Origin of the sequence: Kitasatospora sp. NPDC127121 (genome assembly GCF_042677305.1) — a bacterium.
Lineage (GTDB): Bacteria > Actinomycetota > Actinomycetes > Streptomycetales > Streptomycetaceae > Kitasatospora.
Genome location: NZ_JBHXTQ010000030.1, coordinates 1 through 20,028 on the forward strand (window position 1 = coordinate 1; position 20,028 = coordinate 20,028).

Below are 20,028 nucleotides of genomic sequence, written 5' to 3' on the forward strand. Positions count from 1 at the left end.
TGCACAACCTCCTTCAGGCCGCATAGCCGGACCGGCTGGCACTCGACCAGCTCTGCCCGTCACCGCTCAAAGAGCAATTACGGGACAGCCCTTAGGCCGCGAAGATGGTCCTGAAAGAAATCAACCACCCCCGGGAAAATCCCGTGCCCGCAGCAGTCTGGGCGGCACTGAGGGAGAGCCAGCTGTTCTCTCCTAGACCTCGGCGCTGGCTCGGCGTGCTAGGTGGGACGGCCCTGGACCGCGGCCGGGCCCACGGCCGGTGGTCTCCTTTGGCGACTCGTACGCCCAGTTCCGCAGGGAGCTTGTTGAATTCAGCGACTCAATTCGCGAACAGTTTGACGCGTCCACGCCTATTTTGTCGTCTCGTTGGGCCAGCATCATCGGGCGAACGAGTGAGCACCGCGAACTGCTGTGGTCGTCTGAGTGGGAGGCCGCGGAGCAACCCCCGCGAGCGCGGGGCCGATCGTGCTGCCCGGGGAGGTCGCCGTGGCCATCTAGAGCAACCCCCGCGAGCGCGGGGCCGATACTTCCTGACCTGCAGTGATTAGCGGGCGAGGGGCCTGATTGATTCAGTTCGATTGGTAGAGGCGCCGTCGAACAGTCGGTGCGTTGTTGCCATCTCTCCTTGCCCCAGGGCTGGTTGTTAGTGCCGTGGCCTACGTTCTCGAAGCGTACTCGCGCGTGGAGGTTGAGACGATGGTTGAGGGCCGTTGGCAGTGGTATCCGCCCGGGGTCGGGGGCTGGCTGGGCGTGCTGTGGGGTAGGTCCGTCGGGCAGAGTGTGGGCGGCGGTTGATGCCGGGTACCGTCACGGTATGACGACCAGCGACTTCGTTGTGGTGACGACGACCCATGACGACGAGACGAAGGCCCGCGAGCTCGCTTCGGCGGTGATCCGTGACCGCCTGGCCGCGTGTGCGCAGGTCTACCGCATTCAGTCCGTCTACTGGTGGGACGGCGCGGTGCAGGACTCCGCCGAGTGGCGGATCGACTTCAAGTCCCGGGCGAGCCTGGCTGATCGGCTGTGCGCGCGCATCGTTGAGCTGCACTCCTACGACACGCCGGAGGTCGTCGGGGTGCCGGTGATCACTGGATCGGCCGCCTACCTGGACTGGGTGGCAGCAGAGACGCGAAGCTGACCGGCAGTTACTCCAAGGAGGCCCGGATCTCGTCCCGAAAGGCCTGGGCCGCCGACGATGCCGGGAGCTGGTCGGCCCTCACCTCCCTGTGGGACCAGGCCAGCGCGAGCGCGGCCCGCACGGACAGGCTGCTCGCGGAGGCCGGCGTCCGACAGGCCGGAGCGGTCCCCATGGAGGAGGCCGGCCAGTGGGTGCGAGACGCCACCACCACCATGGACCAGGCCCGGCAAGACGGCAGGCTGCGGCTCTGCGCGCACCTGACCAGCATCCAGCCCGTGGCGCTGCTGACCGAGGCCCCGCGCCGAGTCGTCTGCTGGCCCTGCTACACCGAGGCCCGAGCGACTCGGACCTGTTCGACCTGCGGGTCTCTGGCGGGTTCGGCGTCGCTGCCGGGCGGTGTCGAGTCGATCGTGCGCGGCCCCGCGGTGCTGTACTCGCGGGTCATCTGTGCGCCGTATGCGGACCTCGGCCATCCGGTGGGGACGTTCGGCAACGGGTGGGGCTGAGGCCCCATCATGGGTGACCCGGCAGGACAGTCACAGAGAGGACACCATGAGCGCCACCATCCCCCCTAAACGCCAGGGAGCTTGGAGTCGGGGCCGCCGTGAGACCGCGGGCCCAAACCGCGGGCGGCACCCCCTGATGCCGCCGCCGGGCGAGATCCCGATCCCGGCGGACGAGGAGACCGAGGAGGACGACATGACCCCGCAGAAGGACCCCAGCGGCGGCTCGGGTGGAATCGGTGGCCCGAAGGCACCGCCGGCGGCACCGAAGACCCCGCCGCCGCCGGCCGACCCGCCGCCGAACCCCGAGAAGTGACTCCCCGGCCGGCCGTACGGCGGTGCGGCTGGCCAGTGCTACTCGTCACGGAACAGACGCCAGAGCGGGATCCCGATCGCGCGGGCGATCGCGCTGAGCTGGTCGAGCGTGGGCGGGACGAGGCCGGAGTAATCCCCGCGAGCGCGGGGCCGATCCCTCCAGCGTCCTCGGCGGCCTCATCCACTCGGAGCAACCCCCGCGAGCGCGGGGCCGATTGGTCCTGGCCCGGACCACCGTCCGGACGAACGGAGCAACCCCCGCGAGCGCGGGGCCGATACTTTCTGACCTGCGGTGATTAGTGGGCGAGGGGCCTGATTGATTCAGTTCGATCGGTTGAGGCGCTGTCGAACAGTCGGTGCGTTGTTGCCATCTTTCGTTGCCCCAGGGCTGGTTGTCATTGTCGTGGCCTACGTTCTCGAAGCGTACTCGCGCGTGGGGGTTGAGACGATGGTTGAGGGCCGTTGGCAGTGGTATCCGCCCGGGGTCGGGGGCTGGCTGGGCGCGTTGTGGGGTAGGTCCGTCGGGCAGAGTGTGGGCGGCGGTTGATGCCGGGTACCGTCACGGTATGACGACCAGCGACTTCGTTGTGGTGACGACGACCCATGACGACGAGACGAAGGCCCGCGAGCTCGCTTCGGCGGTGATCCGTGACCGCCTGGCCGCGTGTGCGCAGGTCTACCGCGTCCAGTCCGTCTACTGGTGGGACGGCGCGGTGCAGGACTCCGCCGAGTGGCGGATCGACTTCAAGTCCCGGGCGAGCCTGGCTGATCGGCTGTGCGCGCGCATCGTTGAGCTGCACTCCTACGACACGCCGGAGGTCGTCGGGGTGCCGGTGATCACTGGATCGGCCGCCTACCTGGACTGGGTGGCAGCAGAGACGCGAAGCTGACCGGCAGTTACTCCAAGGAGGCTCGGATCTCGTCTCGAAAGGCCTGGGCTGCCGACGATGCCGGGAGCTGGTCGGCCAGTGCGGACAGCTGTACTCGACCCATGGTCGTCTCTGCTTCGAACGTGGAGGCGAGGGCACGGCGGCCGACCTCGACGGCCTGGTCGACGGCGTCCGCCGTGAGGTAGCCGGCCGCGACGTCTCCGAGCACTGCGACCCTGATCTTCTGGTCGTCCTCGCCAGCGTGCTTGGCGGCCGAGCCCTGCCGGGGTGGAATCCCTGTCGCGAGCGCGGGGCCGACTCGGCCCTCGAACTCCCCGGCTCCGCGATCCGAGAGCAATCCCCGCGAGCGCGGGGCCGACCTTCGGCAACCGCGGACCGTTTTGACATGGTGAGAGCAATCCCCGCGAGCGCGGGGCCGACGCTTTCTGACCTGCGGTGATTAGCGGGCGAGGGGCCTGATTGATTCAGTTCGATCGGATGGCAGCCCGGAGGGGAGTCGATGTGTGACCGTCATATTTCTTTGCTCCTAGGCGAGTTGTCAGTGCCGTGTCCTACGCTCTCGAAGCGTACCTGCACGTGGAGGTTGAGACGATGGTTGAGGATCGTTGGCAGTGGTACCCGCCCGAGGTCAGGGGGTGGCTGGGTGCGCTGTGGGGTAAGTCCGCCGGGCGGGCTGGGGGGACGGCCAACCTTCTGCTGTCGCACATGCTGGACACTGCGGCGGTGGCCGAGATTGTCTGGGACCGCTACCTGCCGCCGGTGACGCGGTGGCGTCTGGACGCTCTGGCGGGGGGTGCGGGTAAGGGGCGGCGTCTGTTCGCCTGGTTGTGCGGGATTCATGACTGTGGCAAGGCCACCCCGGCGTTTCAGCATCTCGATGCCGCCGGCGAGGCTGCGGTCCGTCAAGCGGGGCTCACCTGGGACAAGTACGCGGTGAAGGGCTCGTCTTGGCGGCATGACAAGGCCGGTGGCCGGGTGCTGAGGGCGCTGCTCACTGACGCGAAGTGGCGTGAGGAACAGGTCGGTTGGGTCTGGCCGTTGGTCGCCGGCCACCACGGGCTGATCCCGACGTTGGGGCAGCTGAGCCCGCCGAAGAAGAACGAAAAGCTGCAAGGCAGTAGCCGGTCCTGGAAGCTCGCGCAGTCGGCGCTGGTGGAGGTGTTCTCGCGGGAGCTCGGCTATGAGGGGGAGTCGCCGCTGGCCGCGGTGGAGCCGGTGCTGGTGCCGAGCCGGGCGGCGCAGCTTCAGCTGTCCGGTTTCGTGGTGATGGCGGACTGGATCGCCAGCGACGAGCGGCACTTCACGGGTGTGTCCGACCTGGCGAAGGTGGCGATGCCTCAGGCGCGGCAGCGGGCTGCGGCGGCGTGGTCGAGGCTCGAACTGCGCGGTGGATGGGGTGCGTTGGCGGCGCCCGGTCCGGAGACGTTCCGGGACCGGTTCGGCCACGGGACCAGGCCTTCGCAGGAGTTGGTCCTCGACGTGGTGCGTCGGATGGGCGGGTCCGGTCTGGTGATCGTCGAGGCGCCGATGGGGGAGGGCAAGACGAAGGCGGCGCTGGCGGCGGCCGAGCTGATGGCAGCGCGTCACGGTGCGGACGGGGCGTTCCTGGGCATGCCGACCCAGGCGACGGCGGACCCGATGTTCACCCAGGTCCGGTCGTGGCTGAGCGAGGTCGGCGATGGGCTGGAGGGCCAGGTCGCGCTGCTGCACGGCAAGCGGATGTTCAACAAGGAGTGGCGCGGCCTGCTGGAGGGCGCGGGGGAGTGGGGGCAGGACGCCGACGACCCCTTCACTTCAGTGGGGGAGGACGAGTTCGGCATGCAGACCGACTGCTTCGACGGTTGCGCGGACGGGGAGCGCCGGGCCCCCGCCGAGTGGTTCCTCGGCCGCCGCCGGGGGTTGCTGAGCCCGTTCGCGGTCGGCACCATCGACCAGCTCCTGTACGCCGCGACCCGTACCAAGCACGTGATGCTGCGGATGGCCGGCCTGGTGGGCAAGGTCGTGATCCTCGACGAGGTCCACGCCGCCGACGTCTACATGTCGCAGTTCCTGCTGGAGGGCCTGTGGTGGCTCGGGCAGGCCGGCGTGCCGGTGGTGCTGCTGTCGGCGACGCTGCCGCCGGAGCAGCGGCGTCGCCTGGTCGCCGCCTACCTGGCCGGTACGCGGTCGGCGGAGGCCTCGGCGGCCCTGGAGCTTCCCGAGCCGGAGGGCTATCCGAGCGTCACGGCGGCCTGGGCGGGGCCGGACGGGCGGCCGGAGTTGTTGGTGGAGAGCACCGCATCCTGGCGTGAGGACCTTCAGGTGCGGGTCGAGGTGCTCGATGAACAGCCGGCGCGGACCGACGCCCAAGTCGCGCAGGATGCCGCCGTGGTCGACTATCTGAGGGAGCGGCTGGTCGACGGCGGGTGCGTGCTGGTCATCCGGAACACCGTGGCCCGCGCCCAGTCCACGTTCGAGGCCCTCCGCAAGGAGTTCGGCGCTGATGTCCGGCTCCTGCACGGGCGCCTGCACGCCGGCCACCGGGCGGACCGTACGCAGGAGGTGCTGAAGCTCCTCGGACCACCGACCGAGGGATCCGGGCGTCCCGGCAGGATGATCGTCGTCGCGACCCAGCTCGCGGAGCAGTCCTTCGACGTCGACGCCGATCTGCTGATCACCGACCTCGCTCCGATGGACCTGCTCCTCCAGCGCATCGGACGCCTCCACCGCCACGACGGCGTGCAGCGCCCCCGCCGGCTGTCCCGGCCCACCGTTGTCATCACCGGTATCCGCCTCGACGACGACGGCGTGCCGCAGATCCTGCGCGACTCCGAGGGGATCTACGGCCGCTATCTCCTGCTGCGCACGGCCGCCGAGGTCGAACGGGCGGCGAAGGCCGGCGCAGGCGCGTGGAGCATCCCGGGCCAGGTGCCGGACCTGGTCGCCCGGGTCTACGGCACCGATCCCGTCGTCCCGGCGGAGTGGGGCGAGGCCGAGGCGCAGGCGCGACAGGACTGGGAGAAGCGGCAGGCCAAACGTCGCGAGAAAGCCGCCCAGTACGTCCTGACCCGCGCCGGGGAACACGGTTCGCAGACTCTGGCCGGTCTGCACTACGGAGCCCACGGCACGCTGGCAGAGGGGCAGTTCGAGGCACTCGTCCGGGACGGGGACCGGAGCGTGGAGGTCGTGCTGGTGCGCCGTACCGGGGAAGACTTCCACGCGATGACGGGCCGTAAGCTCGGCCCCAACGGGACGGTCGCGGCCGAGATGGTGGACGACGTGCTCTCCGGGACGGTGCGCCTGCCCACCAAACTGACAAAGGTCGCCGAGCAGGCGCTCGGTCCGCTGTCGGGCTGGCGCGACCATCCATGGCTGCGATACAGCCTGGCCCTCGAACTCGACGAGCGCGGGGACGCTGCCCTCGGTGACTTCCAACTGCGCTACGACGACCTGCTCGGCCTCGTGGTGAGCGGAGGGCCCCAGCGCGCCCCAGTACCGATAAAGGCGAGGGGGTGAGTCGAACAGGTGTCGCCCCACCCCCTCAACCCCGCGACCGCGGGGCCGACTTGCAGCCGACCAGGGCCGGAAAACACGGCCACGGTCCATCCCCGCGCACCAAAGCAGGCGGGGCCGGGGGCAATTCAAGCATTCACCCCACAACAGGCATCCGCCGGTGCCACGATGAACCAGCAACAAGCTAAACATGGCCAGTTGGGAGATCAGCGCGTGCCTGGGTACAACCTTGTCGACGAACCGTGGCTGACGGTACGACCCGTCGGTGGCGGGCCTCCCGTGCAGGTGGGGATCGCTGGGGCCCTGGCCCGGGCCCACGAGTTCGAGGGCCTCGTCGTCGAGTTCTCCACGCAGCTCCCGGCCGTCCTGCGCCAGGTCCTGCTGCCCGTCGTCGCCGACGCCACCGGCGCGCCCCAGAACCCCGGGGAGAAGGGTGAGCGGCTCACCCGGGAGAGCGGCGGATTCACGAAGGACGAGCTGGGCAGCCTGGAGACCTACCTCGCCGATCACCGGGCGAAGTTCGACCTCTTCGACCCCGCCGCCCCGTTCGGGCAGGTCGCCGGGCTGCGCACCGCCAAGGACGAGACGAAGGGCTCCGCCGCCCTGGTGGCGACCGCGGCGAGCGGCAACAACGTCCCGCTGTTCGGCACCCGTACCGACGCGGACCCGCTCGACCTGACGCCGGCCCAGGCCGCCCACTGGCTCGTGCACGCCCACTGCTGGGACACCGCGGCGATCAAGACCGGCGTCGTCGGCGACGACCAGGTCAAGGCGGGCAAGACGACCGGGAACCCCACCGGCCCGCTCGGCCAGCTCGGCGTCATCATCCCCACCGGGCGCACCCTGTACGAGACCCTCCTGCTGAACCTTCCGCTCACCCCGCCCGACAACCTCGGCCTCCCGCAGTGGAAACGCGGCCCGCACGGCCCCGCCTGGCAGCCCCGCGCGGCCGAAGGCCTCCTCGACCTGTGGACCTGGCAGGCCCGGCGGATCCGCCTCATCCCGCACCAGGACGAGGCCGGGCAGCTGAAGGTGGCCCGGGTCGTCATCAGCGCGGGGGACCGGCTGACGCCCATGCCCGAGCAGGAGCCCCACACCGCCTGGACCTTCACCGCCCCCGCCAAGAAGTCCGCCTCCGCCCTGCCCGAGCGCAGGCCGCGCCGCCACACCCAGGGCAAGGCCGTCTGGCGCGGTCTGGAGGCCCTTCTCACGCCCACTCGCCAGGGCCCCGACGGCGGCTTCGAGACCAGCATCCTGCTCGACCAGATCAGCGCCCTGCAAGAGGACGACCGACTCCCCGCCGACTACCCGCTGCAGGTCGAGACCTTCGGCATGGTCTACGGCACCCAGTCCGCGATCGTCGAGGACGTCATCCACGACGCCATCCCCCTGCCGCTGCTCGCCCTCCAGCAGGACAGCGAGGCCCAGCTGCTCCTCCTGGACGTCGCCGAGCAGGCGGAACGGCTCGCCCAGGCCGTCAGCAACCTCTCCGCAGACCTGCGCCGGGCCGCCGGAACGGACCCCATCCCCTGGGACAAGGGCCAGCGACCGGGCGAGCTCCTCCTGCACACCCTCGACCCCCTGGTGCGCCGCCTGCTCGCCGGCGTCTGCACCGCCGGCGCGGACGACGAGGCCCTGGAGCGAGGCCGGCTCGCCTGGGAACAACTCGCCCACCGCCAGGCGTGGGACGTGGCGAACACGCTCCTGCTGGCCGCACCCGCCACCACCTTCGGCGGCCGCACGATCAGCCAGGGCGGCAAGGCGGGCAAGACGCAGACCTACCGGCTCGGCACCGCGGGCGCCAACTTCCGGCGCCGGCTCGACGAGATCCTTCCCCGGTACGCCGACGCCGTACGGGAAGCGGCCGCCGCGCGGGCGGCCGAGACCGGTCCCGCCCTCGACCACGACCCCGGAGCGGACTTTGACGACTGAGCACACCGCCGGCGCCGCCGCTGAGCACGCCACCCCCGCTGAGCGCATCGCCGCCGCTGAGCGCACCACCGCCGCCGCCCGACGGCGCCGGTACTGGGACGAGTTCACCGGCCCCGACCACAACTGGCGGTACGACCCCCGTACCAAGCAACCACGCCGGCCGCCCGGCGAGGACCTGGCGGCCCTGCGCTCCGGCCTCGGGCGCCCGGTCATGGACAGCCCCAAGATGTGGCCGCTCTACAGCTGCGAGGTCAACGACGTCCTCGCGCTGCGCGACGAGGTGTCCGACGAGCAGAAGGCCGAGCACGCCGCGCTGGCCCTCTACGGCCTCCACCAGCAGAGCCAGTCCAAGCCGATGCACCGCCGTGGCGTCAAGCTCGGGGAGGCGCTGCGAGTGCTGCGCCGCAGCGGCAAGGTCAGCGAGGAGGCGCTCGACACCCGGGTCGCGCAACTCGCGGGCGCCACCAGCGTGTCCGCGCTGCTGGTCCACCTGCGCGGGCTGATCACCCAACTGCGTTCCATCACACAGCCGTTGGACTACAGCCACCTGATGGCCGACATCCAGGCCTGGCACAGCACCGACCGGCGCCCGCAGGTCCGTCTCAAGTGGTCGATCGGCTACCAGGCGTGGAAGGACAAGACGCCCGCCGACTGAGCGCCCGACACACCCGGACCACCACCCCCGAGGAGAAGCGCATGACCGCCCGCCTCTACATCGACGTCCACATCCTGCAGACCGTCCCGCCGGCCAACCTCAACCGGGACGACAACGGCAACCCCAAGGAGGCGTACTTCGGCGGCAAGCGCCGCTCGCGCGTCTCCTCCCAGGCCTGGAAGCGTGCCACCCGCATCCACTTCGCCGAGAGCCGCGACCGGCAGGACCTCGCCACCCGCACCAAGCGGATCGCCGCCCAGCTCGCCAAGGGCATCGCCGAGCGTGCCGGCATCGAGGCCGAGGACGCGCAGCGGATCGCCGACGCCCTGATCAAGTCGACCGGGATCTCCGCCGGCAAGAAGGAGGGCGACACCGCCTACCTCCTCTTCTACGGGCGCCGCCAGCTGGACGGCATCGTCGACCTGGTCGCCGACACCGCCGCCGACCTCGCCGCCCTCGACGCCAAGGCATTGGAGGAGGCCGTCAAGGCGCTGCCGGTCAAGGAGCAGTTGCAGAGCGGTCACCCGGCCGACGTCGCGCTGTTCGGCCGGATGGTCGCCGACATCCCCGGCCTGAACGTCGACGCCGCCACCCAGGTGGCGCACGCGATCTCCACCCACGCCGCCGAACTCGAATTCGACTACTACACGGCCGTCGACGACGAGAACACCGCCGAGGAGACCGGCGCCGGCATGATCGGCACCATCGGCTTCAACTCCGCCACCCTCTACCGCTACGCGACCGTGGGCCTGCACCAGTTGCGCGGCAACCTCGGCGACGACAAGGCCGCCGTCGACGCCGTCGACCTGTTCGTCGACTCCTTCGCCCGTTCCATGCCCACCGGCTACGGCAACTCCTTCGCGCACCGCACCCGCCCCAGCCTGGTGGCCGTCGTCGTGCGCGCCGACCAGCCCGTGAACCTCGTGTCCGCGTACGAGAACCCCGTCCCGGCGAGCCGGGGCATCGTCGCCGAGTCCGCGCGCCGCCTCGCCGTGGAGTTCGCCACCGCCACCGAGCAGTGGGGAGACAGCCCGCTGTACGTCGGCATCTGCCACACCCTCGGTGCGGACACCGGCGCCGACGAGCCCGCGCAGCAGCTGGCGGAGGCCTTCGGCGCGAACCGCACCTTCACCGAGCTGCGCGACGGCCTGCGCACCGCCCTCACCGAGCGGGTGAACGACAACTGATGCCCGCCGACCCGACCCCCGTACCGGCCCCGGACCCGCAGGGCGAGGACCAGGCGGTCCTCGTCCTGCGCCTGGCTGGCCCGCTCCAGTCCTGGGGCGACCGCAGCGCCTTCAACCGCCGCGACACCCCGCCCCAGCCGACCAAGTCCGGCGTCGTCGGCCTGCTCGCCGCCGCCGCCGGACTTCCCCGCGAAGCGGACATCACCGGCCTGGTCGGCCTGCGCCTGGGCGTGCGCATCGACCAGCCCGGCACGCTGCTGCGCGACTACCACACCGTCAGCGACTACCGGGGCCGCCCGCTGCCCCAGAGCGGCGTCAACGCCAAGGGCGTCCAGAAGCCGACCTCCCCGGCCAAGGACACCCACGTCACCCACCGCTACTACCTCCAGGACGCGGTGTTCGTCGCCGCCGTCCAGGGCCCGGCCGGCCTCGTCGCGACGCTCGCCGAGGCGATCCGCCGCCCCGCCTTCCCGCTCGCCCTCGGCCGCCGCTCCTGCGTCCCCACCCAGCCGATCGCCCTAGGCACCGTGCGCACCGGAGCCCTGGAAGACGTGCTGGCGGACGAGCCCTGGCAGGCGGGCACCGCCGCCAAGGCCGCCTACCGCCGACGGGCCGAACGCGGTCCGGATCCGTTCTCGCCCCACCGGATCGACCTGGCCGCGACCTTCGACGACCCGGCCGGCGACGACACCTTGCAGGACGTCCCGCGCTCCTTCGCGCCCCGCGAACGCGGCTTCACCACCCGGCGGATCCGCCACGCCTGGCTCAACGTCCCCACCGGCATCGCCCCGTCCGCCCTGTCTGCCGCGTCCATCCCGCGCACCCCGCCCACCACGACCGCCCAACCGGCCACTGCGGCCGGCGGCCACGACCCGTTCGCCCTGCTGGGCTGGTGACCAGATGACCTACCTCTCCCGCGTCCGCATCAACCCCCTGCGCGCCGCCAGCCGCACCCTGCTCGCCAACCCCCGCGCCCTACACGGCGCCGTCACCGCAGGCATCCCCGACCCCGCCGCCGGCGACCGGATCCTCTGGCGCCTCGACGCCGACCACCCACGCCGCCCCACGCTGCTGGTCCTCACCCCCTCCAAACCCGACTGGACCCACATCGTCGAACAGGCGGGCTGGCCCGACGCCGAAGGCGAGCACTACGCGGTCCGCGACTACAGCCCGCTGCTCGCCCAGCTTGCCGTCGGCCGCGAATTCGCCTTCCGGCTCAAGGCCAGCCCCGTCCAGAACACCTCCAAGCCCGCCAAGGCGAGCCCGCACCGTACCAAGACCGCCGCCGAACTCCACCACCGTTCCTACCGCATGGCCCACCGCACCGCCGCCCAGCAGCTCACCTGGTTCCTCGAACGCACCCAGCGCTGGGGCTTCACCATCCCCGAAGCGCGCACCGACAGCGCGGCACCGGGCCTCGAACCGCCGGCCTCGGACACCCCCGCAGAGGCACAGCAGCCCGCCCGGGAGGCCCGGATCACCGACCGCAGCCGCAGCACCTTCACCAAGCCCGGCACCCGCAGCCCGGTCACCCTCACCACCGCCACCTTCGAAGGCCGACTGCGCATCACCGACCCAGGGCTCCTCCAAGCCGCCCTCCTCGGCGGCATCGGCCCCTCCAAGGCCTACGGTTGCGGCCTGCTCACCCTCGCCCCGCTGCCGACCGGACACCACTGACCGATGGCCGACATCTGGTGGAAAGCCCACCCCCACGACCTGCACCGCCTCGCCGACCGCGTCTCCAGCGTCTACGTCGAGCGCAGCCACATCGACCGCGACGAGAACGCCGTCGTCGTCATCAACAAGCGCGAGACCGTCCGCGTCCCGGCCGCCATGGTCGCCGTGATGCTCCTCGGCCCGGGCACCCGCATCACCCACGGCGCCGTCAACCTGCTCGCCGACTCCGGCACCACCGTGTGCTGGGTCGGTGAGCAGGGCGTGCGGATGTACGCCGCAGGACTCGGCCCCAGCCGTGGCGCGGCCCTCCTTAACCGGCAGGCCTGGCTGGTCAGCCGCACCAAGGAACGCCTCGCCGTCGCCCGGACCATGTACCGCATGCGCTTCCCCGGCGAGGACGTCAGCGCCGCCACCATGCAGCAGCTGCGCGGCCGCGAGGGCGCCCGCATCCGCAAGCTCTACCAGGCCGAGTCCCGCCGAACGGGTGTTCCCTGGAACGGCCGGGTCTACAAGGCCGGCGACGCCCACGCCGCCGGCGACGACCTCAACCGCCTCCTGTCGGCCGCCAACGCCGCGCTCTACGGGATCTGCCACGCGGTCATCACCGGCCTGGGCGCCAGCCCCGGCCTCGGCTTCGTCCACACCGGCCTGGCGACCTCGTTCGTCCTCGACATCGCGGACCTCTACAAGGCCGAATACACCATCCCCCTCGCCTTCGACCTCGCCAAGCAGGGCCACACCGAGGAACGCGACGCCCGGCTCGGCCTGCGCGACCGCATCGCCGAGGACAAACTGCTCGGCCGCATCGTGAACGACGTCAAGGCGCTCCTCAGCCCGGACGGCACCGAGATGCCGGACGTCGAGGTCAACGAACTCTGGGACGAACGCGTCGGCACGGTCCAGGGCGGCGTCAACTGGTCCGGGACGGAAGGCACGCCGACGCCCTCCGTCTCCGACCCGGGCATGGGAGACGAACACCTGGCCATCATCGGCCCGGAGTTCACCCAGGACACGGACAGCCCATGACCGTCATCATCCTCATCGCCGCCCCCGAAGGCCTGCGCGGCCACCTCACCCGCTGGATGGTCGAAGTCAACGCCGGCGTCTTCGTCGGCACCCCCAGCCGCCGCATCCGCGACCGCCTCTGGGACCTCCTCGCCACCCGCATCGGCGACGGCCAAGCCGTCCTCGTCGAACCCGCCACCAACGAACAGGGCTGGACCGTCCGCACCGCCGGCAAGGACCGCTGGAAGCCCGTAGACTTCGACGGCCTGATCCTCTCAGCCCGCTCCCGCCGATAAACCCGCAGGTCACGAAGCATCGGCCCTGCACGCGCGGGGATTGCTCCCCTTCCTGGCTGTCGTCGGCGACGGCCAGGCCGTAGGCCCCGCACGCGCGGGGATTGCTCCGCGTGGGCGTTGCGCACCGCGCCGGCCACCCCGTAGGCCCCGCACGCGCGGGGATTGCTCCAAGCCCGACGTCTACGCCGCGACCCTGGCCTCGTAGGCCCCGCACGCGCGGGGATCGCTCCTCGGAGGTCATGAGTAGGGGCCACATCGTGGAATCGGCCCCGCACGCGCGGGGATTGCTCTGAATTCGCTCTGACCTAGGAGGGCTGCATGGCATCAGCCCCGCATACGCGGGGACGGGCTGCTTCAGGGGCGAAGTGCCCGGTGGAGGGCCTGTTTTCAGATGTGCGGTGCTCTGGGAGCATGGTGCGATGGATCATCGGCAGATAGTCAGTTCCGGCTCGCCCCTCGAACCCCAGATCGGCTTTTCCCGGGCAGTCCGCAAGGGGTCACACGTTGCAGTCGCGGGGACTGCTCCCATCGGGGACGGTGGGACGACCGTGGGGAAGGGCGATGTGTACGCCCAGACCGTCAGGTGTCTGGACATCGCGGAGGCCGCGCTGAAGGAGGCGGGGGCATCGTTGGGGGACGTTGTGCGGACCCGTCTCATGCTCACCGATGTGACGCGTTGGAAGGAGGCCGCGCGAGCGCACGGGGAGCGGTTCGCGTCGGTCCGTCCGGTCTGCACCGTCGTTGAGGTCTCGCGCTTCATCGATCCCGAATGGCTCGTTGAAGTGGAGATCGACGCCATCCTCGACTGATTCCGGACGGCGCTGGTCGCGGCCACACGTGGGTGGCTGCGACCAGCGCTGTGGTTTTTCGTAGCGGGCGGGTGTGCCGCCCCAGTGGGCGCCGTTCCTTGACCCGCCTGCGCGGGGCCGTTCGGACCGGGGCCCGGGGTTCGAGGGAGGAAGGGGAGGAACTGCTTCTACTCCGCCACCTGGACCTCGTCGGCCTGGAGCCCCTTCTGGCCCTGGACCGCTACGAAGGTCACCTTCTGGCCCTCAACCAGGGACTTGAAGCCGCTTCCCTGGATCGCCCGGAAGTGAACGAACAGGTCCGCTCCGGACTCAGGGGTGATGAAGCCGTAGCCCTTCTCGTCGTTGAACCACTTCACCGTGCCGTTCTGCCGCTCTGCCACAGCCACTCCTGGTTTTCCGAGGATCGAGGATCTACGAGACGCAACGTGCCGATCATGGCAGGGCTCGGGGTCTCGGCGGGGCTGTAACGCGAAGTTGGTCGGTCCCTGCGGCGAGGAGCCACCCGGACCGGTGACGGCACCGCAGGTGCCGCACGCGCCGGAGTCCCGGCAGCCGTCCCTCGTCCATCTGCACAGACATGATCGGGTAGCCCGGCGGGCCGGCCTGAGTACCCGTACTCAGGCCGGCCCGGCCGTGCCGCCGGAGCATGGGGGCATGCACCCAGCAGCAACACCGAGGATCGGCATCACCGCCGTCGGCTCCCACCTGCCGGCCCGTCGGCTCACCTCCCAGCAGCTCCAGGACGAGGTCACCGCCGGTGGCCGACTCGCCCTGCCGGAGCGGATGTTCGAGAAGGCGACCGGCATCCGCACCCGGCACTTCGCCGCCGATGGCGAGTACGCCTCCACCCTCGCGGTCGGCGCCGCCCGGCGCGCCCTCGCCGCCCGCGGGCTTCGCCCGCAGGACGTGGACCTGCTGCTGTTCGCCTCCGCGACCCGGGACGTGTGCGAGCCCGCCACCGCCCACATCGTGCAGGCCGAACTCGGCACCCGTGCGCATGCGTTGGATGTCAGCAACGCCTGCAACAGCTTCCTCAACGGGATCGACCTGGCCCGCGCGATGATCCTGGCCGGCCGGGCCCGGCGTGCCCTGGTCGTCACCGGCGAGACGCCCAGTCGGGCCATGCTCCGCACGCCGTCCTCCCCGGCGGAGTTCCGGGACGGCTTCGCCGGCTACACCTTCGGCGACGCCGGGGCGGCCGTCGTCGTCGAGGCCGTGGAGCGGGGCGGCATCCTCGACGTCGGGACGGAGACGGCCTCCGAGCACTGGCCGGCCGGCGGCATCCCCGGCGGCGGCTCCCGCCACCCGCGCGGCGACGAGTACAGCTACTTCCGGGGCGGCGGCAAGGAACTGCGCGGCATCTTCGAGGAGATCGGCCCCGCGGCCCTGGCCCGGCTCGCCGCCCGCACCGGCCTCGGCTGGGACGACTACGCCCGGGTGCTGGTGCACCAGGTGACGATCCCCTACCTGGAACGCTTCGTCGAGCTGACCGGGGTGCCGGCCGGGAAGCTGGTCCTGACGGTGCCGGAACTCGGCAACGTCGCCAGTGCCACGCTGGGCGTGCAACTCGACCGAATAAGCGACACGTTGGCGCCCGGCGACAAGGTGCTGCTGATCGGGCTCGGCGGCGGCGTCAGCCTCATGACCATGGTCTGGGAGGCATCGTGAGGACCGACCTGTGGGTGGTGGTCCCCGCCTACCAGGAGGAGGCCCGGATCGAGGGCGTGCTGCGCGCCCTCGCCGCCCAGCGCGACCGCGACTTCACCCTGCTCGTCGCCGACAACGGCTCCACCGACGGCACCGTCGCCCTGGCGCGCGCCTTCGCCGCCCACGCGCCGTTCCCGGTCGAGGTGGTGGTCGAGCCGGAGAAGGGCGTCGGCTCCGCAGTGGACACCGCCTTCCGGCACGCCGTCGCCCACGGCGCCACCCTGCTCGCCCGCACCGACGCCGACTGCCTGCCCGAACCCGGTTGGACGGCCGCGGCCCGCGCCGGGCTGGTCGCCTCCGGCGGGCTGGTCTGCGGCCGGGTCACCGCCCGCCACGACGAGCACGGCCCGGCCGGGCGCGCGGTGTTCCTGGTGCTGGTCGCGCTCGGCGCCTTCTTCGGCCGGATCCGGCCCGCCCACCGCCGCCGACACGGCTACCTGACCTCGTACCGGATGCACGCGGGCAACAACATGGCGATCACCGCCGAGCTCTACCTCGCCGTCGGCGGCATGCCCCGGCGGCCCTCACCCACCGACCGGGCGTTCCTCAACAGGGTCCGCCGGCACACCACGGCGGTGGTGCGCCGCCGCGACATGGTGGTGCAGAACTCCACCCGGCGCATCCGCGCGTACGGCGTGGTGGGCACCGCGCGCTGGTACCTGGAGCGCGGCGCGGGGCCGCGCGCCGTCGACGTGCGCTGACAGCCCGCGCGCGCCCCGTGCGCCCGGCGCCGCGCGCGCCTCGCTCCTTGCCGACCCTTTCCCGACCGGACCCGCTCCGTTCCGCTCCGCAGCCCGCCGAAGGACCCCGCCATGCTCGACCGGCTCACCCACGCCCTGCGCACCGACCACCCCGACCGGCCCGCCGTCCTGCGCCACACCCGCCTGGGCACCGTCCGCCCGGTGATCCGCCGCGGCGAACTCGCCGACCTGGCCGACGGCTACGCCGCCGCGCTGCACGCCCACGGCCTCGGCCCCGGCGACACCGTCGGCGTCGCCGTCCGGCCCGGACCGCGCGCACTGGCCGTCATGCTCGCCGCGCACTGGCTGGGCCTGCGCATCGCCGTCCTCGACCCGACCGCCGGGCCCGACGTGCTCGCCGCCCGGCTCACCCTGGCCCGCCCTGATCTCGTCCTCGCCGACGCCGCCGCCCAGGCGGTGGCCGGCTGGGCCGGGCCGCTCGCCCGCCGCGCCGACCTCGCCCTGCCCCGCCTCACCGCACTCGGCCCGGTCGCCACCCTGGGCCGCCGCCTGCCCGGCTGCGCGCCGCACCTGCGCCCTGCCGGCGCGACCCCGCCCGCCCGGCCTGACGGCGGCCCGGAAACGGACGCGGTGATCGTCTTCACCTCGGGCACCACCGCGCGCCCGCGCGCCGTCGTCCACACCCGGGACGGGCTGGCCGCCGGGCTGCGCACCGTCGCCGACCTGGTCGACCCGCGTCCCGGGACGGTCGTCCTCGGCGGGACGTTCTTCGTCCTCGTCCCGGCCCTCGCCGCGGGCGCCGCCGTCGTGCTGCCCGCCCGCCGCCCCGCCGCGCTCGGCCGCCAACTCGCCCGGCTCGACCCCGCCCACACCTACCTCACCCCACCGCAACTGCGCGCCGCCCTCGCCGCCGGGGCCCGTTTCACCGGCCGGGTCTGGACGGGCTCCGCCCCCGCCGACGCCGCCCTGCTGCGCCGGGTCAAACAGTCCGGCGCCCACCAGGCCTGGAGCGTCTACGCGCTCACCGAACTGTTCCCGGCCGCCGCCGTCGAGGAGGCGGACAAGAGCGCCCACGACGGGGACGGCGACCTGGTCGGAGCCCCCCTGCCCGGCGTCCGCGCCCGGATCGCCACCGGCGGTGAACTGCTGCTCACCGGCCCGGGCGCCCGCCAACGCTACCTCGGCGAGGACCCCGACCCCTGGGTGCGCACCGGCGACCGCGCCGCCCTCACCCCCGACGGACGGATCGTCCTCGCCGGCCGCCTCAAGGACATGGTGCTGCGCCGCGCCGAGAACATCTACCCCGGCCTGTACGAACCGACGCTGCACCTGCCGGGCGTCGAACTCGCCGTCCTGGTCGGCGTTCCGGCCGGGGACGGCGACGAGCGGCTGGTCGCCCTCGTCCAGCCGGCGCCGGGCACCGACCCGCGGCGCCTGCGCGAGGCCCTGCGCGGGCCGCTCGACCGGATGGCAGCGGCCCGGCCGGACGCCGTCCTGTTCGGCGAGGTCCCGCTCGCGGGCCGCTCCCGCAAGCCCGACCGGGCGGCGGCCGCCGCTTACTGCGTACGGGAGTCGGCCCGGTGACCGACCCCATGACCGCACCGGCGCCCGCACCGGTGAGCGCACGGACACCCCCGCCGCCGCCCGCACCGACGACCCCACCCGCCGCCGCCCGCCGGGCCCGCCGCCGGGACCGCCGGGTCTACCTGCGCAGCCACCCCCTGCTCTTCGCCCTGCTCGCCGCCACCCGCCGCCGCCCGGTGGTCCGGCTCGGCCGCACCGTGCTGGTGCACGGCACCGAGGCCTACCGCGAAGCGCTCACCAAAGTCCCGCTGGACCGCACCGCACCCGGCACCACCGGCGGCGCGGCGGCCGAACTCACCGACGGCGGACTGCTGTTCGACCAGGACGGCGCCGAACACCGCAACGCCCGCCGCGCCCTGGCCGGCGGCCTCGACACCGCCGCACAGCAACGGATCCGCCCGCACTGGCAGGCCGTGCTCGCGAAGCGGATCCCGGACCTGGCCGCGGGCGAGATCGAACTCGTCGCACTGGCACGTGAGTTGGCCGGTGTCACGGCCGCCGCCCTGACCGGCGCGCAGTCGTGCCCGCACCGCCTCGCCCACGCCGCGGCCGAAGTCGCCGCCCACGCCGCCCGCGACCACCTCCCCGGCCCCCGTCGCCGCGGCCCGGACGCGGCCGCCGCCACGGTCGACGCCGCCGCCCGGCTCGCCGCCCTGCTGCCCGCCGCGCCCGACGCACGCGGCGCACGCGGCGCACGCGACGCCATGGTGGCCGTCGCCGCCGTGAACACCACCGTCGCCGCACTGCCCCGGGCCGTCGCCTGGTGCGCCGACGCCGGGCTCTGGCCGACCGTGAGCGAGACGACCGCACCCCGCCTCGCCGCCGAACTCCTGCGCCTGACCGCCCCGTCCCCGCTGCTGCCCCGGGTCGCCGCCGCCGACACCACCCTCGCCGGGCACCCCGTACGGGCCGGCGACCGGCTGGTCCTGGTCGCCCGGCACGCCGCCCGGGCCCACCGCCGCGGCCCGGCCGACGATCCAGCCGCCACCCAGGCCGTCTTCGGCGCCGGCCCGCACGCCTGCCCCGGAGCCGGTCTGGCCCGCGCCCTGCTCGCCGACCTCCTCCTGGCGCTCGCCCCCCACCACCCGGTCGTCACCCGCGCCCGGGTCGACCGCCGCAGCGCCCTGCCCGGCTACGCCGAACTCACCGTCCGACGGGGAAGATCCTGATGCACCTCGCCATCACCGGCGCCACCGGCTTCTGCGGCGCCCACCTCGCCCGCACCGCCGCCGCCCTGGGCCTCGAAGTCTCCTGCCACGGCCGCCGCCCCGGCCCGGTCGGCCACCACCGCCCCTGGGACGCCACCGAGGGCGACCCCGACTTCACCGGCGCCGACCTCGTCGTCCACTGCGCCGCCGCCGTCGCCGACCTGCCCCCGGGCGATCCCGCCGAAGCCCACCAGCACGCCGTCAACGTCACCGGCACCGAACGCGTCCTGCGCGCGGCCGCCGGCCGCCCCCTCGTCCACGTCAGCAGCGCCAGCGTCTACGACCCGCGCACCACCGCCACCCTCGCTGCCCCCGCCGTCACCGAGGACCACCCCACCGCCGCCGGCCACCTCAACGCCTACGGCCGCACCAAAGCGGCCGCCGAACGCCTCGCCCTCACGGCCGGTGCCGTCGTCCTGCGCCCCCGCGCCGTCTACGGCCCCGGCGACCCCCACCTCGTCCCCCAACTGCTCGCCCGCGCCCGGCACGGCCTGCTCCCGCTGCCCGGCTGCGACATCCCGCTCAGCCTCACCGCCGTCGCCAACCTCACCGACGCCTGCCTGTCCGCCCTCGGCCTCACCGGCACCCCGCCCTGGCCGCCCGGCGCCTACAACATCGCCGACGCCACCCCCTACCGCCGCGACGACGCGCTGCGCCACGTCCTCACCGCCCACCGCCTTCCCGCCCGCATCGCCCACCTCCCCGCACCCCTCGCCCGCCTCGCCGCCCGCACCACCCGCATCCCCGGCCTCACCCCCTACACCGTCGACCTCCTCACCCGCAGCGTCGTCCTCGACCTCACTCGCGCCCGCACCCAGGGCTGGACCCCCACCCACACCCTCACCGACTACCACCCCTGACCCCCGGCCGGGCCCGGGCGCTGCGGCCGTGCCCATCCGACTCGCCGAGCCGTACCTCGCAGACCTTCT

20 protein-coding genes and 1 CRISPR repeat array are annotated in these 20,028 nt (G+C 72.7%); of the genes, 18 read left to right on the forward strand and 2 right to left on the reverse strand.

Features of this window, described 5'->3' with window-relative positions; all coding sequences use genetic code 11:
* The first annotated feature begins 814 nt into the window (after positions 1–814).
* The 4 genes from cutA (ACFVHI_RS17090) to cutA (ACFVHI_RS17105) all read left to right on the forward strand — a co-directional run bounded on the left by cutA (ACFVHI_RS17090) (position 815) and on the right by cutA (ACFVHI_RS17105) (position 2,846).
* Complete coding sequence (gene cutA / locus ACFVHI_RS17090; protein WP_380339987.1) at positions 815–1,138, forward strand: divalent-cation tolerance protein CutA; 324 nt, start codon at positions 815–817, stop codon at positions 1,136–1,138.
* Positions 1,139–1,329: 191 nt separating this feature from the next.
* Positions 1,330–1,644: a hypothetical protein gene (locus ACFVHI_RS17095; protein ID WP_380339990.1), complete on the forward strand. Its 315-nt coding sequence runs from the start codon at positions 1,330–1,332 to the stop codon at positions 1,642–1,644.
* A 136-nt stretch (positions 1,645–1,780) separates the two neighbouring features.
* A complete protein-coding gene (locus tag ACFVHI_RS17100) occupies positions 1,781–1,957 on the forward strand; it encodes a hypothetical protein (protein WP_380339992.1) in 177 nt (58 codons plus the stop codon).
* Positions 1,958–2,522: 565 nt separating this feature from the next.
* Positions 2,523–2,846, forward strand: coding sequence for a divalent-cation tolerance protein CutA (gene cutA / locus ACFVHI_RS17105; RefSeq protein WP_380339995.1), 324 nt, complete (start codon positions 2,523–2,525; stop codon positions 2,844–2,846).
* Positions 2,847–2,853: 7 nt separating this feature from the next.
* Here cutA (ACFVHI_RS17105) and ACFVHI_RS17110 read toward each other — a convergent pair whose 3' ends face one another.
* Positions 2,854–3,054, reverse strand: coding sequence for a hypothetical protein (locus ACFVHI_RS17110; protein ID WP_380339998.1), 201 nt, complete (start codon positions 3,052–3,054; stop codon positions 2,854–2,856).
* Positions 3,055–3,437: 383 nt separating this feature from the next.
* Here ACFVHI_RS17110 and cas3 point away from each other — a divergent pair, with 383 nt between their 5' ends.
* From cas3 to ACFVHI_RS17155, 9 genes are all read left to right on the forward strand, one after another.
* The gene (cas3, locus tag ACFVHI_RS17115; protein ID WP_380340001.1) at positions 3,438–6,341 is read left to right on the forward strand and encodes a CRISPR-associated helicase Cas3'; all 2,904 of its coding nucleotides are present in this window, start codon (positions 3,438–3,440) and stop codon (positions 6,339–6,341) included.
* A gap of 165 nt (positions 6,342–6,506) precedes the next feature.
* Entirely contained in the window at positions 6,507–8,270 is a 1,764-nt protein-coding gene (gene casA / locus ACFVHI_RS17120) for a type I-E CRISPR-associated protein Cse1/CasA (protein ID WP_380340004.1), read from the forward strand.
* A complete protein-coding gene (casB, locus tag ACFVHI_RS17125; protein ID WP_380340007.1) occupies positions 8,260–8,925 on the forward strand; it encodes a type I-E CRISPR-associated protein Cse2/CasB in 666 nt (221 codons plus the stop codon). Before casA ends, casB begins: the two co-directional genes overlap by 11 nt.
* 41 nt (positions 8,926–8,966) lie before the next feature.
* A complete protein-coding gene (gene cas7e / locus ACFVHI_RS17130) occupies positions 8,967–10,112 on the forward strand; it encodes a type I-E CRISPR-associated protein Cas7/Cse4/CasC (protein ID WP_380340148.1) in 1,146 nt (381 codons plus the stop codon).
* The gene (cas5e, locus tag ACFVHI_RS17135; protein ID WP_380340009.1) at positions 10,112–11,008 is read left to right on the forward strand and encodes a type I-E CRISPR-associated protein Cas5/CasD; all 897 of its coding nucleotides are present in this window, start codon (positions 10,112–10,114) and stop codon (positions 11,006–11,008) included. Before cas7e ends, cas5e begins: the two co-directional genes overlap by 1 nt.
* Positions 11,009–11,012: 4 nt before the next feature.
* On the forward strand, positions 11,013–11,789 hold the full coding sequence (gene cas6e, locus ACFVHI_RS17140; protein ID WP_380340012.1) for a type I-E CRISPR-associated protein Cas6/Cse3/CasE: 777 nt from the start codon (positions 11,013–11,015) through the stop codon (positions 11,787–11,789).
* 3 nt (positions 11,790–11,792) lie between these two features.
* The gene (gene cas1e / locus ACFVHI_RS17145; protein ID WP_380340014.1) at positions 11,793–12,815 is read left to right on the forward strand and encodes a type I-E CRISPR-associated endonuclease Cas1e; all 1,023 of its coding nucleotides are present in this window, start codon (positions 11,793–11,795) and stop codon (positions 12,813–12,815) included.
* Positions 12,812–13,090, forward strand: coding sequence for a type I-E CRISPR-associated endoribonuclease Cas2e (gene cas2e, locus ACFVHI_RS17150; RefSeq protein WP_331744407.1), 279 nt, complete (start codon positions 12,812–12,814; stop codon positions 13,088–13,090). The genes cas1e and cas2e overlap by 4 nt, the downstream gene beginning before the upstream one ends.
* Positions 13,091–13,111: 21 nt before the next feature.
* Positions 13,112–13,381: a CRISPR direct-repeat array (repeat unit 30 nt; unit sequence CGTAGGCCCCGCACGCGCGGGGATTGCTCC).
* Between the two features lie 128 nt (positions 13,382–13,509).
* A complete protein-coding gene (locus ACFVHI_RS17155; protein WP_363378571.1) occupies positions 13,510–13,899 on the forward strand; it encodes a RidA family protein in 390 nt (129 codons plus the stop codon).
* 167 nt (positions 13,900–14,066) lie between these two features.
* Here the strand turns inward: ACFVHI_RS17155 and ACFVHI_RS17160 are convergent, their stop codons facing one another.
* Positions 14,067–14,279: a cold-shock protein gene (locus tag ACFVHI_RS17160; protein WP_063352293.1), complete on the reverse strand. Its 213-nt coding sequence runs from the start codon at positions 14,277–14,279 to the stop codon at positions 14,067–14,069.
* Between the two features lie 274 nt (positions 14,280–14,553).
* On the opposite strand from ACFVHI_RS17160, the gene ACFVHI_RS17165 reads away from it, so the two are divergent.
* The 5 genes from ACFVHI_RS17165 to ACFVHI_RS17185 all read left to right on the forward strand — a co-directional run bounded on the left by ACFVHI_RS17165 (position 14,554) and on the right by ACFVHI_RS17185 (position 19,959).
* Positions 14,554–15,567, forward strand: a complete 1,014-nt coding sequence (locus ACFVHI_RS17165) for a 3-oxoacyl-ACP synthase III family protein (RefSeq protein WP_380340019.1) — start codon at positions 14,554–14,556, stop codon at positions 15,565–15,567.
* Positions 15,564–16,307, forward strand: coding sequence for a glycosyltransferase (locus tag ACFVHI_RS17170; protein WP_380340022.1), 744 nt, complete (start codon positions 15,564–15,566; stop codon positions 16,305–16,307). The genes ACFVHI_RS17165 and ACFVHI_RS17170 overlap by 4 nt, the downstream gene beginning before the upstream one ends.
* Before the next feature lie 111 nt (positions 16,308–16,418).
* On the forward strand, positions 16,419–17,891 hold the full coding sequence (locus tag ACFVHI_RS17175; RefSeq protein WP_380340025.1) for a class I adenylate-forming enzyme family protein: 1,473 nt from the start codon (positions 16,419–16,421) through the stop codon (positions 17,889–17,891).
* Complete coding sequence (locus ACFVHI_RS17180; RefSeq protein WP_380340028.1) at positions 17,888–19,060, forward strand: cytochrome P450; 1,173 nt, start codon at positions 17,888–17,890, stop codon at positions 19,058–19,060. The genes ACFVHI_RS17175 and ACFVHI_RS17180 overlap by 4 nt, the downstream gene beginning before the upstream one ends.
* Positions 19,060–19,959 carry an NAD-dependent epimerase/dehydratase family protein gene (locus ACFVHI_RS17185; protein ID WP_380340030.1) on the forward strand — a complete coding sequence of 300 codons (900 nt, stop codon included), beginning with the start codon at positions 19,060–19,062 and terminating at the stop codon, positions 19,957–19,959. Before ACFVHI_RS17180 ends, ACFVHI_RS17185 begins: the two co-directional genes overlap by 1 nt.
* The last annotated feature ends 69 nt before the right edge of the window (positions 19,960–20,028 follow it).